The 16,232-nt window shown below is 72.5% G+C and carries 17 protein-coding genes and 3 pseudogenes; 7 read left to right on the top strand and 13 right to left on the bottom strand.

Annotated elements, in window-relative coordinates; all coding sequences use genetic code 11:
• Nucleotides 1–91: 91 nt before the first annotated feature.
• The 8 genes and pseudogenes from AB0383_RS04760 to AB0383_RS04795 all read right to left on the bottom strand — a co-directional run bounded on the left by AB0383_RS04760 (nucleotide 92) and on the right by AB0383_RS04795 (nucleotide 4,181).
• Nucleotides 92–256 carry a hypothetical protein gene (locus AB0383_RS04760; RefSeq protein WP_366185192.1) on the bottom strand — a complete coding sequence of 55 codons (165 nt, stop codon included), beginning with the start codon at nucleotides 254–256 and terminating at the stop codon, nucleotides 92–94.
• Between the two features lie 141 nt (nucleotides 257–397).
• On the bottom strand, nucleotides 398–1,426 hold the full coding sequence (locus tag AB0383_RS04765; RefSeq protein ID WP_366185194.1) for an MFS transporter: 1,029 nt from the start codon (nucleotides 1,424–1,426) through the stop codon (nucleotides 398–400).
• Nucleotides 1,423–1,848 (bottom strand): hypothetical protein, encoded by a 426-nt coding sequence (locus AB0383_RS04770; RefSeq protein ID WP_366185196.1) that lies wholly within the window; start codon nucleotides 1,846–1,848, stop codon nucleotides 1,423–1,425. Before AB0383_RS04770 ends, AB0383_RS04765 begins: the two co-directional genes overlap by 4 nt.
• Before the next feature lie 301 nt (nucleotides 1,849–2,149).
• Nucleotides 2,150–2,582 (bottom strand): annotated as a pseudogene (locus tag AB0383_RS04775) (carboxylesterase family protein).
• Nucleotides 2,579–2,719 carry a hypothetical protein gene (locus AB0383_RS04780; RefSeq protein ID WP_364185915.1) on the bottom strand — a complete coding sequence of 47 codons (141 nt, stop codon included), beginning with the start codon at nucleotides 2,717–2,719 and terminating at the stop codon, nucleotides 2,579–2,581. The pseudogene AB0383_RS04775 and the gene AB0383_RS04780 overlap by 4 nt, the downstream one beginning before the upstream one ends.
• A 216-nt stretch (nucleotides 2,720–2,935) precedes the next feature.
• Complete coding sequence (locus AB0383_RS04785; protein WP_364185916.1) at nucleotides 2,936–3,385, bottom strand: SRPBCC domain-containing protein; 450 nt, start codon at nucleotides 3,383–3,385, stop codon at nucleotides 2,936–2,938.
• On the bottom strand, nucleotides 3,382–3,732 hold the full coding sequence (locus AB0383_RS04790; RefSeq protein ID WP_364185918.1) for a helix-turn-helix domain-containing protein: 351 nt from the start codon (nucleotides 3,730–3,732) through the stop codon (nucleotides 3,382–3,384). Before AB0383_RS04790 ends, AB0383_RS04785 begins: the two co-directional genes overlap by 4 nt.
• Complete coding sequence (locus AB0383_RS04795) at nucleotides 3,729–4,181, bottom strand: SRPBCC domain-containing protein (protein ID WP_364185919.1); 453 nt, start codon at nucleotides 4,179–4,181, stop codon at nucleotides 3,729–3,731. The genes AB0383_RS04790 and AB0383_RS04795 overlap by 4 nt, the downstream gene beginning before the upstream one ends.
• A 100-nt stretch (nucleotides 4,182–4,281) precedes the next feature.
• On the opposite strand from AB0383_RS04795, the gene AB0383_RS04800 reads away from it, so the two are divergent.
• From AB0383_RS04800 to AB0383_RS04815, 4 genes are all read left to right on the top strand, one after another.
• Nucleotides 4,282–5,499 (top strand): GAF domain-containing SpoIIE family protein phosphatase, encoded by a 1,218-nt coding sequence (locus tag AB0383_RS04800; protein WP_364185920.1) that lies wholly within the window; start codon nucleotides 4,282–4,284, stop codon nucleotides 5,497–5,499.
• Between the two features lie 121 nt (nucleotides 5,500–5,620).
• Entirely contained in the window at nucleotides 5,621–5,887 is a 267-nt protein-coding gene (locus AB0383_RS04805; protein ID WP_364185922.1) for a hypothetical protein, read from the top strand.
• Between the two features lie 504 nt (nucleotides 5,888–6,391).
• Nucleotides 6,392–7,105 carry a flavodoxin family protein gene (locus AB0383_RS04810; protein ID WP_366185201.1) on the top strand — a complete coding sequence of 238 codons (714 nt, stop codon included), beginning with the start codon at nucleotides 6,392–6,394 and terminating at the stop codon, nucleotides 7,103–7,105.
• 10 nt (nucleotides 7,106–7,115) lie between these two features.
• On the top strand, nucleotides 7,116–8,858 hold the full coding sequence (locus tag AB0383_RS04815; protein WP_364185927.1) for a thiamine pyrophosphate-dependent enzyme: 1,743 nt from the start codon (nucleotides 7,116–7,118) through the stop codon (nucleotides 8,856–8,858).
• A gap of 165 nt (nucleotides 8,859–9,023) precedes the next feature.
• Here the strand turns inward: AB0383_RS04815 and AB0383_RS04820 are convergent, their stop codons facing one another.
• On the bottom strand, nucleotides 9,024–9,155 hold the full coding sequence (locus AB0383_RS04820) for a hypothetical protein (RefSeq protein ID WP_366185537.1): 132 nt from the start codon (nucleotides 9,153–9,155) through the stop codon (nucleotides 9,024–9,026).
• Between AB0383_RS04820 and AB0383_RS04825 the strand changes: the two are divergent.
• From AB0383_RS04825 to AB0383_RS04835, 3 genes and pseudogenes are all read left to right on the top strand, one after another.
• Nucleotides 9,115–9,273: pseudogene (locus AB0383_RS04825) on the top strand (YeeE/YedE family protein); the annotation flags it as partial. The gene AB0383_RS04820 and the pseudogene AB0383_RS04825 sit on opposite strands and share 41 nt — an antisense overlap.
• 73 nt (nucleotides 9,274–9,346) lie before the next feature.
• Nucleotides 9,347–9,838, top strand: a pseudogene (locus tag AB0383_RS04830) (YeeE/YedE thiosulfate transporter family protein); the annotation flags it as partial.
• 157 nt (nucleotides 9,839–9,995) lie between these two features.
• Nucleotides 9,996–11,423: a UbiD family decarboxylase gene (locus AB0383_RS04835; RefSeq protein WP_364185929.1), complete on the top strand. Its 1,428-nt coding sequence runs from the start codon at nucleotides 9,996–9,998 to the stop codon at nucleotides 11,421–11,423.
• Nucleotides 11,424–11,610: 187 nt separating this feature from the next.
• On the opposite strand, the gene AB0383_RS04840 is transcribed toward AB0383_RS04835, so the two are convergent.
• The 4 genes from AB0383_RS04840 to AB0383_RS04855 all read right to left on the bottom strand — a co-directional run bounded on the left by AB0383_RS04840 (nucleotide 11,611) and on the right by AB0383_RS04855 (nucleotide 16,229).
• Complete coding sequence (locus AB0383_RS04840; protein WP_366185204.1) at nucleotides 11,611–12,960, bottom strand: HEAT repeat domain-containing protein; 1,350 nt, start codon at nucleotides 12,958–12,960, stop codon at nucleotides 11,611–11,613.
• Nucleotides 12,961–13,116: 156 nt separating this feature from the next.
• The gene (locus tag AB0383_RS04845) at nucleotides 13,117–13,893 is read right to left on the bottom strand and encodes an IclR family transcriptional regulator (protein ID WP_366185206.1); all 777 of its coding nucleotides are present in this window, start codon (nucleotides 13,891–13,893) and stop codon (nucleotides 13,117–13,119) included.
• Nucleotides 13,894–13,907: 14 nt separating this feature from the next.
• Nucleotides 13,908–14,741, bottom strand: coding sequence for an SRPBCC family protein (locus tag AB0383_RS04850; RefSeq protein WP_366185208.1), 834 nt, complete (start codon nucleotides 14,739–14,741; stop codon nucleotides 13,908–13,910).
• 9 nt (nucleotides 14,742–14,750) lie between these two features.
• The gene (locus AB0383_RS04855; RefSeq protein WP_366185528.1) at nucleotides 14,751–16,229 is read right to left on the bottom strand and encodes a CoA-acylating methylmalonate-semialdehyde dehydrogenase; all 1,479 of its coding nucleotides are present in this window, start codon (nucleotides 16,227–16,229) and stop codon (nucleotides 14,751–14,753) included.
• Between the last annotated feature and the right edge of the window lie 3 nt (nucleotides 16,230–16,232).

Genomic DNA, 16,232 nt, shown 5'->3' on the forward strand with positions numbered 1-16,232 from the left:
ATCAGCGCCGAGGCGCTGTTCGGCCTGACCCACCTCCACGGCCTCGCGGCGGACGGCGCCGTGCGCAGCGTCGTCCACACCGCGACCACGCTCACTCGGCCCCGGTCAGGGTCTTCGGCAGCCGCACGGCCGCGACGGTGCCCGCGGCGGCGGTGAGCGTGATCAAGCCGAACACGACGCCGAACGCCAGCGTGGGCCGGGCGGCCAACCCGGCGAGGATCGCACCCGTCGCCGCGACGCCCGCGACCGCGCCCACCTGCCGCACCGTGGAACAGCCCCGAAGCCGCGCCCCCCGCCGACGGGGCGACCGACGCCATCGCGGTGACCGACAGCGGCGCCCAGGCCAGGGCGTTGGCCGCGCCGAGCACTGCGGCTCCGGCCGCGACCCACCACGGGTTCAGTGCAGCACGACCACCAGGCCCACGATGAGCAAGCTCGCTGTCAGCAGCACCATGCCCGCCACCGCCGGCCGGCGCGGACCGATGCGATCGACCCAGCGGCCCGTCCACGGGGACAGGACCATCGCCACGACGGCGTCCGGCGCGAGGACCGCCGCGCCCTCGATGGGGCCGAACCCGCGCACGTCCTGCACGTAGAGCATGGTCGGCAGGGCCATCGCGAGCACCGTCGCGCCGAGCGCCGCCATCGCCAGGCTGGCCGCGGAATACCCGGGCAAGCGGTAAAGCTCCAGCGGCGCAAGGGCTTCCTCGCCTTGGCCGCGTTCGCGGCGCCAGAAGAAGACCAGCAGAACGGCGGACAAGGCCAGCGCGAGCAGGGACAGCGAAGCCCACGACAGCAGCGCCCACACGAGCAGGCTCAGCCCCGCCGTGCTCGCCACCGCGCCCGGGGCGTCGAACCGCGTGGCGCGCCCGGGACTGCCGGGAATCAGGCGCAGGCCGAGCAGCAGCGCGACACCGCAGAGCGGCACGTTGACCCAGAAGATCCAGCGCCAGTCGAGCATCGCGGTCAGCAGGCCGCCCGCAACGGGCCCGAGCAGGGTGCCCGCCGCCGCGACCGAACCCCACACGCCGAGGGCGCGCCCGCGTTCGTCCTCGGCGAAGAGCCGCCGGATCAACGTGAGCGGCTGCGGCGCCATCGCCGCCGCGGCCAGTCCTTGCAGGATCCGGAACGCGATCAGCCAGCCGACCGAAGGCGACAGTGAGCACAAGGCCGACGCGACCCCGAAGCCCGCCATCCCGAACAGGTACACGCGCTTGGGGTCGAAGCGGTCACCGAGCCGCCCGAACACCAGCAGCGGCACCGAAAACGCGAGCAAGTAGCCGGCCGTCACCCAGAACAACCCGGCCACGCCGGGCTTCAGCTCGGCCTGGATCGCCGGGCTCGCCACCGCCACGATGGTCGTGTCGAGCAGGATCACGAAGAACCCCGCGAGCAAAGCCGTGAGGCCGCCCCATTTGCCGGTCATGCCACCGTTCCCGTGTCTCCCCCGAGAGCGCGAGAGTCGCAGGCGAGTGGATCACCGGTCAAGTCCGGCAGCGGCAGCGGCGCGAAGGCGTGCCCGGCCCACAGCGCGCGGGACGCGTCCTCCGGATACGACGTGGTCGTGAGGTCGGTGTCGAAGACCGCGACCGCACGCCGCCGGGTGTCGTAGGCCGGCCGGCCCGGGTCGCCTGTGTGGGCGAAGGCGGCCCACGCGGTGACGAAGTGCCGGGCGACGACTTCGGTTTCGGCGGGCGGTTCGGCGCCCAGGAGCAGGGCGGACAGGCTCCCGTGGCGGTTGCCGAGCACCAGCGGCACGTCGAGGCTGTGGCAGGTGCCGAGCATGCCGTCCAGGCCGGGCGCCGGCCAGACCAGCTCGTAGGCGTGGGCGCGGCCGCCGCCGGCCACCTGAGCCTCGGCCAGGCGGTGGCTCGGCCTGCGGAACAGCCCTCGTCCCGGGTGTGGCCGGCGACCAGCTCGATCCCGCGGCCCGCGCCTGCGGCCAGCGCCTCGAACGGGATGCGGGGCAGCACCTCGCCGTCGACGACCGGCGAGAACGCAACCGCGGCGTGCGCGGCGGCGCCCCAGCGTCCGGTGCGGGCCCGCATCTCGCCGCTCACCGAGTCGGCAGCGGCGACGAGCCCGGCCGCCGACACACCGCGCAGGTCCTCGACTGTCGGCTCGCGCCCCGTGCGGGCGGCGATCTCGGTCATGACGTCAGCGGCCGGCGGCGGGGTGAAGAACGTCCCGGATCCACTTGGACGATGGCCCGCCGGAACAACCCCGCCGCGCCGGGCATCGCGAGCAACGCCGCGACCGAGCCACCGCCCGCCGACTGGCCGGACACCGTGACGCGCCGGATCGCCCCCGAATGCGGCGATGTTCGCCCGCACCCACTCCAGCGCGGCGATCTGGTCGAGCAGGCCGCGGTTGTCCGGCGCGCCCCGCAGGTGCCCGAACCCTTCGACGCCGACGCGGTAGTTGAGCGTCACCAGGACAACGCCCGCTTCGCGAGCCGGGCGCGCGCCGTCGTACGCCGGATCGGTCGCGTGCCCGAACTGGAACGCGCCGCCGTGGATCCAGACCAGCACCGGCACCGCAGCGCCCGCCTCGGGGCGCGGCGACCAGACGTTGAGCGTCACCAGTCTTCGCCGGGCACCGCGTTCGACGGCGGGCCGAGCAGCAGCGACTGCGGTGGCGCCGGTCCGAACGCGAGTGCCTCGCGCACGCCGTCCCACGCCCGCACCGGCCGCAGCGCGGCGAACCGCAGGTCCCCCACCGGCGGCTGCGCGAAGGGGATGCCGCGGAAGACGGAAAGGCCCGTCCTCGACGCGGCCCCGCACCGGTCCGGTTTCCGTGCGGATCTCGGGGGCGGTCATCGCGGCGTCCTTCCCGCGGCCGCTCGGGCAGTCGGCGGTCACGTCGAGGTGGCCGAGCGTACGGGGGACGAGCGGGCGGGACCTCATCGATTTCCGTTACGCGCGAGCGCGCCGCCTCATCTGCGCCGGGCCAGGTCGGCCGGGCTGCCGCTCGGCATGCCGACGCCGGATTCCGCGTAAGCGCGCAGGCTTTCGGTGAAGTGGTTCCAGCCGCGGGTGCACATGTCGAGGCAATCGAGCTGCGCGGTGAGGCCGTGGTGGCGGAAGTGAAGCTCCGTCGCGCCGTCGACCGGGACGATGGTGAAGGTCGGCCGCGTGCCGACCCAGTCCGGGAGGAAGTCGCACGAGGTCACGGTCCAGCGCACCACGCTCGGCCGCGTGGCTTCGTCGACCCGCATCACGCACGGGTCCGGATGGGAGAAGAAGAACCGAAGCTCGCCACCGGCGTCGCCGGATCCCGTGACGCGGGTCCACCACGCGCCGAGGCCGGCGACAGTCGTGAGCGCGTCGAACAGGGTGTCGGGAGCCGCGTTGACCGAGACGGTCTTCTGGTAGTCCGGGGTCATGACGGGGGTTCCTTCCCTTCGGCCGAACGCAGAGCCTGGATCGACTCGGCGATCGTCTTGATCCGCCGCAGCCGGGCGTCCCACGCCGCGCCGACGGAGGTCAGCTGCGCGACGGCGCGGGCGAACTGCGCTTCGTTGACGACGTACCGGACCTCACGCCCGTCCTTGCGGGCCACGACCAGCTCCGCGCGCTCCAGCACGACGAGGTGCTTGGCGACCGCCTGACGCGTCACCGGCAGGTGCCCGCTCAGCCCCGTCGCCGTGCCGAACCCGTCGGCCAGCAGCAGGTCCAGCAGGCGCCGCCGGGTGGGGTCGCCGAGGGCGGCCCACAGCTCGTCGTCGATCACGAGCGCACCAGGCCGGCCGCGTATGCCGCCAGGTTGGGCAGGTGTTCGTCCCAGCCCGCGGCGTGGTCGCGGTAGTACGCCTGGAGCCGCGCCGCCTCCCACCCGATCTCGCGGAAGCCGGCCTCGGTGAGTTTCAGCAGCGTGCCACCGTCCGTGGGCACCAGCTCGAACGTGACGAGGAACGAGTTCTCCGGCGTCGCCGTTTCCCTCTCCGGCTGCACCCAGCGGAACACGAACCGCCGCGGCGGCTCCGCCTCGACGACGGACACCGGCACGACGACCGTCCCGCTCCCGTCCCGGCGCGGCCGGATCAGGGTTCCCGCGGTCCCCTCGAACTCCGCGTCGAACCCCCACCACGCCGCGATGTGCTCAGGCCGCGTGATCACCTCGTAGACGACTTCGGGCGGCGCCGCCACCCGGATCTCGCGCTCGATGGTGCCGTACTCCATGGCCGTCCTTCCGATTCGCAACCGATGGTTGCAGGTTAGGGCACGCCGCTTCGCCGCGCAACCATCGGTTGCAGGTACGGTGACCCAGTAGCCTGGTCCGATGCCCGTCGAACCCCGCGCCCGCGACCGGCTGCACCGGCTGGAGTCGATCACCGACGCCGCCCTCGGCCGGCTCGAGCTGGAGCCGCTGCTGCGCACACTGCTGGAGCGCGTCCGCGAGCTGTTCGACGTCGAAACCGCAACCGTGCTGCGCTACGACGAGGCCGCCGGACAGCTCACCGCGATAGCGTCGGCGGGCATCGAGGAAGAGGTCTTCCAGGGCGTGCGAGTGCCGGTCGGAGCCGGGTTCGCCGGGCGGGTCGCGGCGCGGCGTGAGCCAGTGCTGATCGACCACGTCGACGAGTCGACCGTGATCAACGCGCTGCTGTGGGAACGCGGTCTCAAAGTGCTCCTCGGCGTGCCGATGCTCGCCCGCGACGAGCTCGTGGGCGTGCTGCACATCGGGTCCACAGTGGAACGTGTGTTCGGCGCGGACGACATCGAGCTCCTGCGGATCGCCGCGGCCCGCCTCGCGTTGACGATGGTGGCCGAGGCCGCGAGCGAAGACCGCGCGGCCGCGACGGCGCTGCAGCGAAGTCTCCTGCCGGCGCGCATCGCCTCGGTGCCGGGCCTGGACTTCGCCTCCCGCTACGTGCCCGGCGCGGACTTCGCCGTCGGCGGCGACTGGTACGACGTGTTCCCGCTCCCCGGAGACCGCCTCGGCATCGTCATGGGCGACGTCGCCGGCCACGGCCTCGGCGCCGCCGTGGTGATGGGCCGGCTGCGCAGTGCCCTGCGCGCCTACGCGCTCGACGCCGCGAGTCCGGCGGAGGCGCTGGGCAAGCTGAGCCGTAAGATGAACCACTTCGAGGAAGGCATCATGGCGACCGTCGCGTACGCCGTCGTGCCGCCGGACCGCGAAACCCTCGTACTGTCCCTCGCCGGGCACCCGCCGCCCGTGCTGGCCACGCCCGGCTCCCCCGCGCGCCTGCTGGACGTCCCGCCGGACCTGCCCGTGGGCCTGGGCCTGCCACCCGCCGACCGACGCGACACCGTGGTCGCACTGCCGCCGGAGTGCACGCTCGGCTTCTACACCGACGGCCTCGTCGAACGCCGCGACGCCGACCTCGACGACGGCTTCCGCAAACTGACCGCCGCCATGACCACGGGCGACCCGGAAGCCGTGTGCGCCCGCGTGATGGCCGCGCTCGTCGGCGCGAACCCGGCCCAGGACGACGTCGCGCTGCTGGTGGTGACGAAACGGCCGGCGCGTCCGTAATCGCCTGGCGGGAGCCCACCGGGGAGTTCCCCGATGCGAAGCACCCCGCGCCGGCGCCACGCTGGGCCGCGACGTGTCGCCCAGCCCGGGAGGTCCGGCAGAAATGGTGTCGTGGAGCCGCGTGAGCGAGGCGGACGTGGTGCGCGCCGCGCAGGAGTACGACCGGCTCGGGGCCGAGGCGTTCTTCGCGGCGCACGGGTTCGGCCCGTCGCGCACCTACGAACTGGTGCGGGACGGCAAGCGGTACCCGCACAAGGCCCTGCTCGGTACGGCGTACGAGCTCGCCACCGGCGAGCGCCTCGCCCCGGGCGACTTCGAAGGCGGCAAAGCGGGCGCGGTCGCGGTGCTGCGGAAGCTCGGCTTCACGATCGAACAGCGCCGGTCGTAGGCGCCGGTCCCGAATCTCCGTAACGGCCGTCGAACCGGGACCCGCGGCCCTGTTCGGTGAACCGCAAGCCGACAACCCGCCCGTCCTCCACGATCCACCGCAAATCGTACGAAGCGCGGTAGCTCGGCGGCCAGAAAGACCCGAACCGCCCCTCCCCCTCGACGGTCCACTCGCCGCGGGTGGTGGCGCCGGCCTCGACGTAGGTGGTGGTGCCGTCGCGGAGAAGATCTGGGTCGAGCCGTCGTCGAAACGCAGGCGACCGGCCGTCAGAGCGGCCGCCATGTGCGCGGCGGGGACGCGCTCGCCGTCGAGTGCTCCGAGGTCGTCGAGTCCTGCAGCCATGGGGGCCCCTTCCCGTGAGGTGCGGCGAAAGTAGCAAGTGCCGCGGCCGGCGAAACCGGTCACAACAATTCCGTAAGAACCGCCGTAACGTCCCGATAATGGTGACCGCGCGTGATGCTCCCTAGGGTGTGAGGTCCACCGACCACCGACCCTGGAGCGCCTGTGAGTCCCCGATTCGACGGCTTGCGCGCCGTGTTCTTCAACAGCACGCTGAAGCGCTCGCCGGAGCCAAGCAACACCGAAGGTCTCATCCGGGTGAGTGCGGAGCTCATGCGGCGCGATGGCGTCGAGGTCGAGGTGATCCGGACGATCGACCACGACATCGCCGTCGGCGTGTACCCCGACATGACCGAGCGCGGCTGGGACCGCGACGAATGGCCCGCCCTGTACGAGAAGGTGCTGGCCGCCGACATCGTGGTCCTGTGTGGACCGATCTGGCTCGGCGACAACTCGTCGGAGATGAAGAAGGTGATCGAACGGCTCTACGCGTGTTCGCACCTGCTCAACGACGCCGGCCAGTACGCTTACTACGGACGCGTCGGTGGCTGCCTGATCACCGGCAACGAGGACGGGGTGAAGCACTGCGCCATGAACGTGCTCTACAGCCTCCAGCACCTCGGTTACACGATCCCGCCGCAGGCCGACGCCGGCTGGCTCGGGCCGATCGGCCCCGGTCCGTCCTACCTGGACCCGGGGTCCGGCGGGCCGGAGAACGACTTCACGAACCGCAACACCACGTTCATGACGTGGAACCTCATGCACCTGGCGAAAATGCTGAAGGACACGGGCGGAATCCCCGCGTACGGAAACCAGCGAGCGGCCTGGGACGAGGGCGAGCGGTTCGATTTCACCCATCCCAACCCCGAGTACCGCTGAGAGGACACCGATGACCACTGTCGGGAAGATGCTCGTGCAAAGCCTGGCCGACCACGGCGTGTCCGCGATGTGGGGTGTGGTCGGCGACGCGCTGAACCCGATCACCGACGCGCTGCGCCAGGAGCCCCGCATCCGGTGGATCGGCGTGCGGCACGAGGAGGCGGGCGCGTTCGCCGCGGGCGCCCAGTCGCAGCTCACCGGCCGGATCGGCGTGTGCATGGGCACCGTCGGGCCGGGCTCGCTGCACCTGCTCAACGGCCTCTACGACGCGAAGAAGTCCCACACCCCCGTGCTCGCGGTCTGCGGCCAGGTGCCCAGTGCCGAGATGGGCAGCGACTACCACCAGGAAGTGGACAACGACGCCGTGTTTCGCGACGTGTCGGTGTTCTCCCGCACGATCACCGACCCGGCCCAGTTCCCGTACCTGCTGGAGCTGGCGGTGAACGCGGCGTACGCGCGCAACGGGGTGGCTGTGCTGACCCTGCCGGGCGACGTCGCGGCCCGCGAGCTGCCGCACGGCACGCAGGAGCCGCGGTTCGTGAGCCAGCACCCGCCCGTGACTCCGGAGGCCGGGGCGCTCGGCGAGGTGGCGGCCGTGCTCAACGGCGCGGACACCGTGACCATGCTGGTCGGCTCCGGCGCCCGCCCGGCCCGCGACGAGGTGCTGGCGACCGCGGAAACCCTTGCCGCGCCGATGGTCCTGACGCTCAAGGGCAAGGAAGCGCTCGAACGGGACAACGACTACCAGGTCGGGCAAACCGGCCTGATCGGCAACCCCGCGGCGCAGCACGCGCTGAGCCACGGGGACGTGCTGCTGATGGTCGGCACCGACTTCCCGTACCGAGACTGGTACCCGAAGGGCAAGACCGTGGTGCAGATCGACCACGAGGGGATGCGTATCGGCCGCCGCGTACACGTCGACCACGCGCTCGTCGGCGACGCCCGCACCACGCTGGCCGCGCTGCTGCCGCTGCTCGAGGCGAAGCCCTCGCGCGCGCACCTCACCGCGTCCCGCGAGCGGTACACGAGCTGGCGCGACCGCCAGCGCCACCTCGCCGACCCCGGCTACGACTCCACCGTCGTCGGCCGCGTGCGCAAGCAGTTCGACAACCGCGAGCGCGCGATCCGCCCCGAGGTGCTCGCTGCGGCGATCGACCGCCACGCCGCCGACGACGCGGTGTTCACCTCCGACACCGGCATGTCCACGGTGTGGCTCGCCCGCTTCGTGACCCTGCACGGAAACCGGCAGCTGCTCGGGTCGTACAACCTGGGCTCCATGGCCAACGCCCTGCCCCACGCCCTCGGCGCCGCCCAGCTCGACCCGGCCCGCCAGACCATCGCGTTCTGCGGTGACGGCGGCCTCACCATGCTCATGGGCGAACTGCTCACGGTCGCGGCCTACGACCTGCCGGTGAAGATCTTCGTGTTCGACAACTCCCGCCTCGGCATGGTCAAGCTGGAGCAGGAACAAGGCGGCATCCCGGACTTCGGCACCGTGCTCAAGAACCCGGACCTCGCCGGCGTCGCCCGGGCCTGCGGCATCCACGCCGTGCGCGTCGAGCACCCCGACCAGGTCGACGCAAGCGTCCGCGACGCGCTCGCCCACCCCGGCCCGGTGCTGCTCGACGTCGTCACCAATGCCGAAGAGATCGTGATCCCGCCGAAGCCCACCGTCGGCCAGGCGTGGGGCTTCGCCATCGCCAAGATCGAGGAGACCCTGATCTCGGCGCACGACGTCGACGAAAAGGCGTAACCGCCTCCGCAGCCCAAGGGGCCCGGCCGTTCCGCGGCCGGGCCTCTTCTGTTTTGTGCCAGTCACACGACCGGGTGACACACGCATTGCTGCTCGGCACGGCCACCACGCTCATCGCCCTCATGACGGGCACCGGCGCCGGGTTGTTCGGCGCCACGCCGAAGCTCACCCGCGGGGCCGATCGGCCTGCCGCTGTTCGTCGGCGGCGGTGTTCGCGATCGGCATGCAGCTGGGCGGCGCGTGCGCGTCGGGCACGCTGTTCGCCGTCGGCGCGGGCCAGTCGACGATCGTGCTCACGCTCGGCGGGTTCATCGCGGGCTCGGTGCTCGACAGCTGGGCCTACCCCGTGTTCACCGGCTGGCCGCAGGTCTCCGGGTTCCTGCTCGCCGACCACATCGGCTGGGCCGGTTCGTGGGCGATCACGCTGGGCGCGCTCGCCGTGGTCGTGGTGGTGACCCGGCTCGTGCAGGCGCGGCGCACGCCGCCCCCGGTCGAACCCGTTCCGACCGCGCACGGCTTCGCGCGTGCTGCGGGGTTCGTGGCCGCTGCTCGCCGGCGCCCTCGTGCTCGGCGTGCTCGCTGCGGCGGTCGTCCTCGTGTCGGGCTCGACGTGGGGTGTCACGTTCGCGTTCACGCTGTGGGGCGCGAAGCTGTTGCAGCTCATCGGCCTGCACCCCGAGACGTGGGAGTTCTGGCAGACGAGCACCAACGCCAAGGCGCTCGCCGACCCGGTCTGGACGGACAAGACCAGCCTCACCGACCTCGGCACCATCCTCGGTGCGGCCGTCGCGGCCTCGGCCGCCGGCACGTGGAAGATCCGTGCGGAGATCCCGTGGCGCACCGCGGTGGCGGCCGTGCTCGGCGGCATCCTGATGGGCATTGGCGTGCGGCTCGCCGGCGGGTGCAACATCGGCGCGTACCTCGCCGGCATCTCCACCGGCAGCCTGCACGGCTGGCTGTGGGGCCTGTTCGCGCTCGGCGGCACCTGGGTCGGCCTGCGGCTGCGGCCGTTGTTCCGGCTGGTCAACCCGCGGCTGAGCGACAGCATCTGCCGACCAGGTGGTGGGACACCTTGTCGAGGCAGGAGCTGCCTTCCTATAGTGCGTCAGACGTCTGACGTCTTTTGGGAGGCTCACGGTGACGAAGGATCTGCGGTCGTTTCTCGCGGAGGTGGTCTCGACCGGTGCGGGCGAGGTCAAGCACGTGTCGAAGCAGGTGGACCCGCGGTTCGGTGTCACCGCCTACGGAGCGTGGTACGACAAGCGCGGCGACTACCCCGCGTTGCTGTTCAGCGACGTCGCCGGCAGCGAACTGCGGTGCCTGACCAACCTCGTCGCGACGCACGAGCGGATGGCCTTGGCCCTCGGGGTCGAGGCCGAGACGCTCGTGCGTTCGTCGGTCGCGGGCCAGGGCCGCGCCGCGCACCCGCCGGTGGAGTTCGAGGGCGCGGCGCCGGTGCAGGAGGTGGTGTGGCGCGGTGCGGACGCCGACCTCACCCGCCTGCCGATCCCCACCCACAACGAGCTGGACGGCGGCCCGTTCCTCACCGCCGCAGTCGGCGTGACGCGCGACCCGGAGTCGGGCGCGATCAACGCCGGCATCTACCGCCACCACATCTACGGCCCGCGGCGGCTGGGGGTGTGGTTCTTCGGCTCCCACGACGGCGGCACCATCCACCGCCGCTACGCCGAACGCGGCGAGCCCACGCCGATCGCGCTGGTGATCGGGCACCACCCGGCGTTCCTCATGGGCGCGGTGTCTCGGGTCCCGGGCATCGGCGGCGAGTACGACGCCGCCGGCGCCTACCTGGGCGAATCGGTCGCGACCGTCCCCACCGTGACGTCCGGCATCCCCGTGCCCGCGCACGCCGAGATCGTCATCGAGGGCCACATCCTGCCCGACGAACTCGAGGAGGAAGGCCCGTTCGCCGAGTGGCCCGGCCACTACGTCGGCGGCGGCCGCAAGCCCGTCATCGAGGTCGACGCCATCACCATGCGCCGCGACGCGATCTTCCAGGACATCCAGGCCTCCGGCCGCGAACACCGGCTCATGGGCGCGCTGCCGCGCATCGCCAGCATCCACGAGGCCGTGCAGCAGAAGGTGCCGGGCCTGCGCGCGGTCAACATCCCGCTGCACGCCCGCATGCACTGCTACCTGTCGATCCGCAAGAACTCCGACACCGACCCGACGCGCGCCGCCTTCGCCGCCCTCAACACCGAGCCGGAGAACCTGCGCGCCATCGTCATCGTCGACGACGACATCGACGTCTACGACGAACGCGAAGTCGCCTGGGCCATCGGCACCCGCTTCGACGCGTCGCAGGACCTGCAGATCATCCCCCGCTGGAACGGTCCTGGCGGCCTGCTGCCCACCAACTGGTCCTACGACGAAGCGGGCGGGCGCACCCCGCAACGCTCCTCCGCCGTGATCGTCGACGCCACCAAACCCGCCCCGCCGGTCGTCTTCCCGGCCCGCGCACGGGTGCCGGAAGAGGCGATGCAGGCGGTGGACGTGGACGCCGTCGAGACGATCACGGCCGTGAGCGACCTGCCCGGGTGGGCCTGACGGCTGGGCGTGACGGGTAGCCAACGCGCCGAAGTTCGCCGGTCACGCCGGAGCTGAGCCGGGGCCCCAGCTCGCCGAACGAGGCCGCCGGCTCGGGCCACCGCCGCGCCGAGGGACGAACTGGCATCACGGCCGTGACCGACCTGCCGGCCGGGTGTGCCGGCTGTCCGCTTAGGACGGACAGCCGTCACACCCGGGCGACGCGCCGCAAGTCCGCGGTCACCGCGGTGCCGAGCCGGGGTTCCAGCTCGGCCAGCAGCTCGCCGATCCGGGTCGCCAGCTCGGGCGAAGGCAGGGTGAACGCGCTGTCACCGGCCTGGCGCCAGTCGTCCAGGTCGCGGCGGGCCTCGGCGGCGAGGGGGTCGGCCGGGAGGCTGAGCAGCCACAGGTCGGCGGCGAGCCGGGACCACCGGCTCGACCCGCGCAGCAGGGTGAGCGCCCCGCGGCGGACGTGCAGCGGGCGGGCGGTCTCCGCCAGGTCGAGCAGGAGCGGACGGTCCGCGGGGCCGAGGCGGCCGTCGAGCAGCGCGGCGGTTTCGCGGACCACGCTCGGCGAGGGGTCGGCGAGCAGCTCGCGGCCGTACTGGGCCGCCCGCGGGTCCGACGGGTTCGCCAGCAGCCGGCGCAAGCCACGGACCGCGGCGACGCGCACCCGGGGCCGGTCGTCGGCGAGCTGCGCCCGCAGCAGGTCGACGTCGTCGGTCGTGCCCGTCTCGCCGAGGCCGGCCACGGTCGCTCGCGTGACGGCACCCGACCGCAGCGCTTCCCGGTAGTACGCGGCCGGGTCGCCGCCCGAGCGCAGCACCAAGGCTTGCGCCATGGACCGCAGCAGCGACGAGCTCTCCGCCAGCCGTTCCCGGGCCGTCTCGACGCCCCGCAGCTGCAACGCCCGCGCCCGCACCTTGGGTGCCCCGCCGTCGAGCAGGGGCAGCACGAAGCAGGGGTCGCCGCTGTCGAGCAGGAGGAGACCGACGCGCGTGCGGATCACGTCGTCGTGGTCGCGCATTGCGATCGAAGCCAGCCGCTCGTCGGAAAGCAGCCCGGCGCGCAGGGCCGATTCGTGCACCATCCGGCGGGTCCGCAGGTCCGGCGTGGCCAGCGCGACGTCGAGGAGCTCGGGCGTGCGCAGCATCGGCTGGAGCAGGTGCTCGTCCACCCAGTCGTCCACCGCCCGCCGGCCCAGGGCGACGACCAGCGGCAGCAGGGCGGCCAGATCCGCCTGCGCGAACCGGGCGAGCACCGCCGCGCGCGCGATCGCCCGCACCTGGGGCACCCAGTCGACGCAGCGCACCAGCAGCAAGGGCAACGCTTCCGGGTCCCTGCTTCTCCGCAGCTGGCGTACGCCCGGCTCCCGGATGTACCCGACGGCGTGGCAGACCGCCTCGACGAGCTGGACCCGGCTCAACGGACGCCACGGCACGGGCCGCCGGTAGTCCTGGCCGTAGTACCCGGACCAGCGTCGCTCGGACTCGTCGAGCGCCAGCCACTCGCGCGAGTCGCCGGCGGCAAGCGCGTCCAGTTCTTCTTCCGTCGCCATCGTCCCCCCTCTCCGGCGACATCGTGCCACCCGAGGGCGAGATCGCGCCGGTTTCTGGAGTGAGCGGTGCGATCGGCCGCCAGGCCGATCCGACCGCTCACTCCAGAAGCCGGCTCAAAGGCGATCTCGCACGCCCCGGCGGAGCCGGGGCAATCATTACAGTCCGCCGAGGCGTTCGGTGATGGCGGTGCTCAACCGAAGGATCGCGGACGTCGAGTGCTTCAGTCGCTCCTCGTCCACAGTGGACTTGACCATGCTCACCGACAGCGCACCGACCGGCTGGCCGCCGCGTCCGGCGACAGCCGCACCGACACACATCATGCCCGGCGCGGTCTCCTCGTCGTCGATGGCGTACCCGTGTGCGCGGGTATTCTCGATCTCCGCCATGAGCTGCGGCATCCGCGAAATGCTGTGTGGGGTCAAGGTTTCGAAGCGGCCGTCGGCGTAGCGGCCGGCGATCTCGTCGTCGGCCAGCGATGCGAGCAGCGACTTGCCACTCGCCGTGCAGTGGGCAGGCAGGCGCAGGCCGATCTCGTAGGACATCGCGAGCGTCCGCAATCCCGGCCGTGTCTCGACGTAGACGACGTGGCGTCCGTCCAGCAGCGACAGCACGATCGTGTCCTCGGGCAGCAGGCCCAGCTCCTGGTCGACGCGCCGGAACTCCAGCACGAACCCGGACTTCGCGAGGTAGGCCCGCCCGAGCGGGACGACCTTCCAGCCGAGCCGGTAGTGCCCGCCCGGAGTACGCGTGAGCAGGCCGGTGGTGACCAGCGTCGTGCACACGGCGAGGCAGCTGCTCTTGGGCGCGCCGATGGCCCGCGCGAGTTCGCTGAGCGGCAGCCCGTCGGGGGCGGCCGCGAGCGCGTCGAGCACGTATGCGGCGCGGGCGACCGAAGGAACCGGCAGGGCCGCCGAGGAAGGGGAACGGGTCATCGCGGGAGATTCTGTCATCGGCGCCAACGGCGGGCGAGCACGATCGCCGCGACGACGGCGGCCACGGCCGGGACCACGCGCTTCGCGACCGGAATGGCGATGGCCCGCAGGACGACGGTGTCCGCGTTACAAGTGGCCCGGGTCCGTTCGGCCGAAGCGCTGCCGGTCGGCACGGCGTCCGTGGCCGAATTCGGCGACGGCGAAGCGCTCCCGCTTGGCACGGCGCCCCTGGCCCGGGACCGCGAGGCTTCACCCGAGGTCGCGGTGTCCGCTGCCGGGGCCACTTCGTCGTCCGGCCACTCCTCCGCCGCCAGATCGACAAACTCGACCGCGGACGACACGGTCACCACCACCGGCTCGACACCGGGCCGCACCGCTGCCGAGGCCACAGCCGGGCCCGACCGCTGCCCCGCCACCTCTTCGGCCAGCGCGCGGGCGAACTCGTCGACCAGCCGCCCCGTGACCTCACCCAGCACGCCACGCCCGAACTGCGCCAGCCGTCCCGTGAGCGCAAGCTCCGTGGCCAGGTCGACCCGCGTGCCTTCCGGGGCCGGCGCCAGCCGCAGCGTCACCGTCGCCGAAGCCGAACCCCGGCCTCGCACCTCCCGCCCCGAGGCCGCCACGACCACGACGCCCGCCGCCTCGTCGCGTTCGCGGAACTGCGCCAAGCCGGAGTACTCGGCGGCGATCGGCCCGACCTTCACGCGCAAGCCGCCGCGGACGTCGTCGCCGTCGACCTCCTCCAGGTGCACGCCGGGCATGCACGGCGCGAGCCGTTCCGGATCGGTGAGCACGGCCCACGCCTGCGCGGGCGGCAGGCCGACGGTGAAGCTGTTCTCCAGTCGCACGAACGTCCCCTAGGCCGGGAACCGCATGTCGACACGGGAACCCGCCGAAGGCGCCCACCGGCTCGTGACGACCTTGCGGCGCGTGAAGAACCGGATGCCGTCCTCGCCGTACTGGCCCGAGTCGCCGAAGAGTGAGTGCTTCCAGCCGCCGAACGGGAAGTACGGGATCGGCACGGGAATGGGCACGTTGAGCCCGACCATGCCGGCCTGCACGGTGTGCTGGAACTTCCGCGCGGCCACGCCGTCGCGGGTGAACAGGGAGACGCCGTTGCCGTACTCGCCGCCGTTGATCAGCCCGACGGCCTCCTCCAGCGAGTCGACGCGCAGCATCGACAGCACCGGGCCGAAGATCTCGTCGGTGTACACGGTCATGTCCGGGCGCACGTGGTCGAGCAGCGTCGGAGCGAGGAAGAACCCGTTCTCCCGCCCCGGAACACGCACGTCGCGGCCGTCGACCACGAGGTCCGCGCCCGCGTCGGCGCCGGCCTGCACGTATCCGGTCACGCGGCGCAGGTGGTCGGCGGTGACGAGCGGGCCCATGTCGGTGCCCTCGTCGTGACCGTCCGCGGTGGACAGCCGGCCGATCCGTTCCACCAGGCGATCGCGCAGCGCGTCGCCGACCCCGCCGACGGCCACCGCGACCGAGATCGCCATGCACCGCTCCCCCGCCGAACCGTAGGCGGCGGAGACGAGGGCGTCGGCGGCCGCGTCGAGGTCGGCGTCCGGCAGCACCACGAGGTGGTTCTTCGCGCCGCCGAGGGCCTGCACCCGCTTGCCGTGCTTGGCCGCGGTCTCGTAGACGTGCCGGGCCACCGGCGTCGACCCGACGAAGCTCACCGCGGCGACGTCCGGGTGAGCCAGCAGCGCGTCGACGGCCGGGGCACCGCCGTGCACGACGTTGAGCACGCCGGCGGGCAGCCCGGCCTCGAGCGCCAGCTCGGCCAGCCGGTTCGACGCCGAGGGGTCCTTCTCGCTCGGCTTGAGCACGAAGGCGTTCCCGCACGCGACGGCGATCGGGAACATCCACATCGGAACCATCACGGGGAAGTTGAACGGCGTGATACCCGCGACGACCCCGAGCGGCTGGCGGATCGAGTACGTGTCGACGCCGCGGGAGACGTTCTCGCTGAAGTCGCCCTTGAGCAGGTGCGGGATCCCCGCCGCGAACTTCGCGACATCCAGGCCCGCGTTGACCTCCGCGCGGGCGTCGGCGAGCGTCTTGCCGTGTTCGCCGGTCACGAGCTCGGCCAGGTCGTCACGCGAGCGCTCGACCAGCCGGATGAACTCCAGCAAAACCTGCTGGCGCACGCCGAGGGACTCCTCGGCCCAAGCGGCCTGCGCGTCGAGCGCGACCTTCACGGCCTGGTCCACGGCACCGGCGTCGCCGAGCGCGACCCGGCCCGCGACGCTGCCCCGGGCGGGGTCGTGCACGTCGGACCACGCGGGCGGTTCGTCCTGGACGAAGGCGCCGCCGACGAAGTGCTGGATGGT

Origin of the sequence: Amycolatopsis sp. NPDC051373, assembly GCF_040689465.1 — a bacterium.
GTDB lineage: Bacteria > Actinomycetota > Actinomycetes > Mycobacteriales > Pseudonocardiaceae > Amycolatopsis.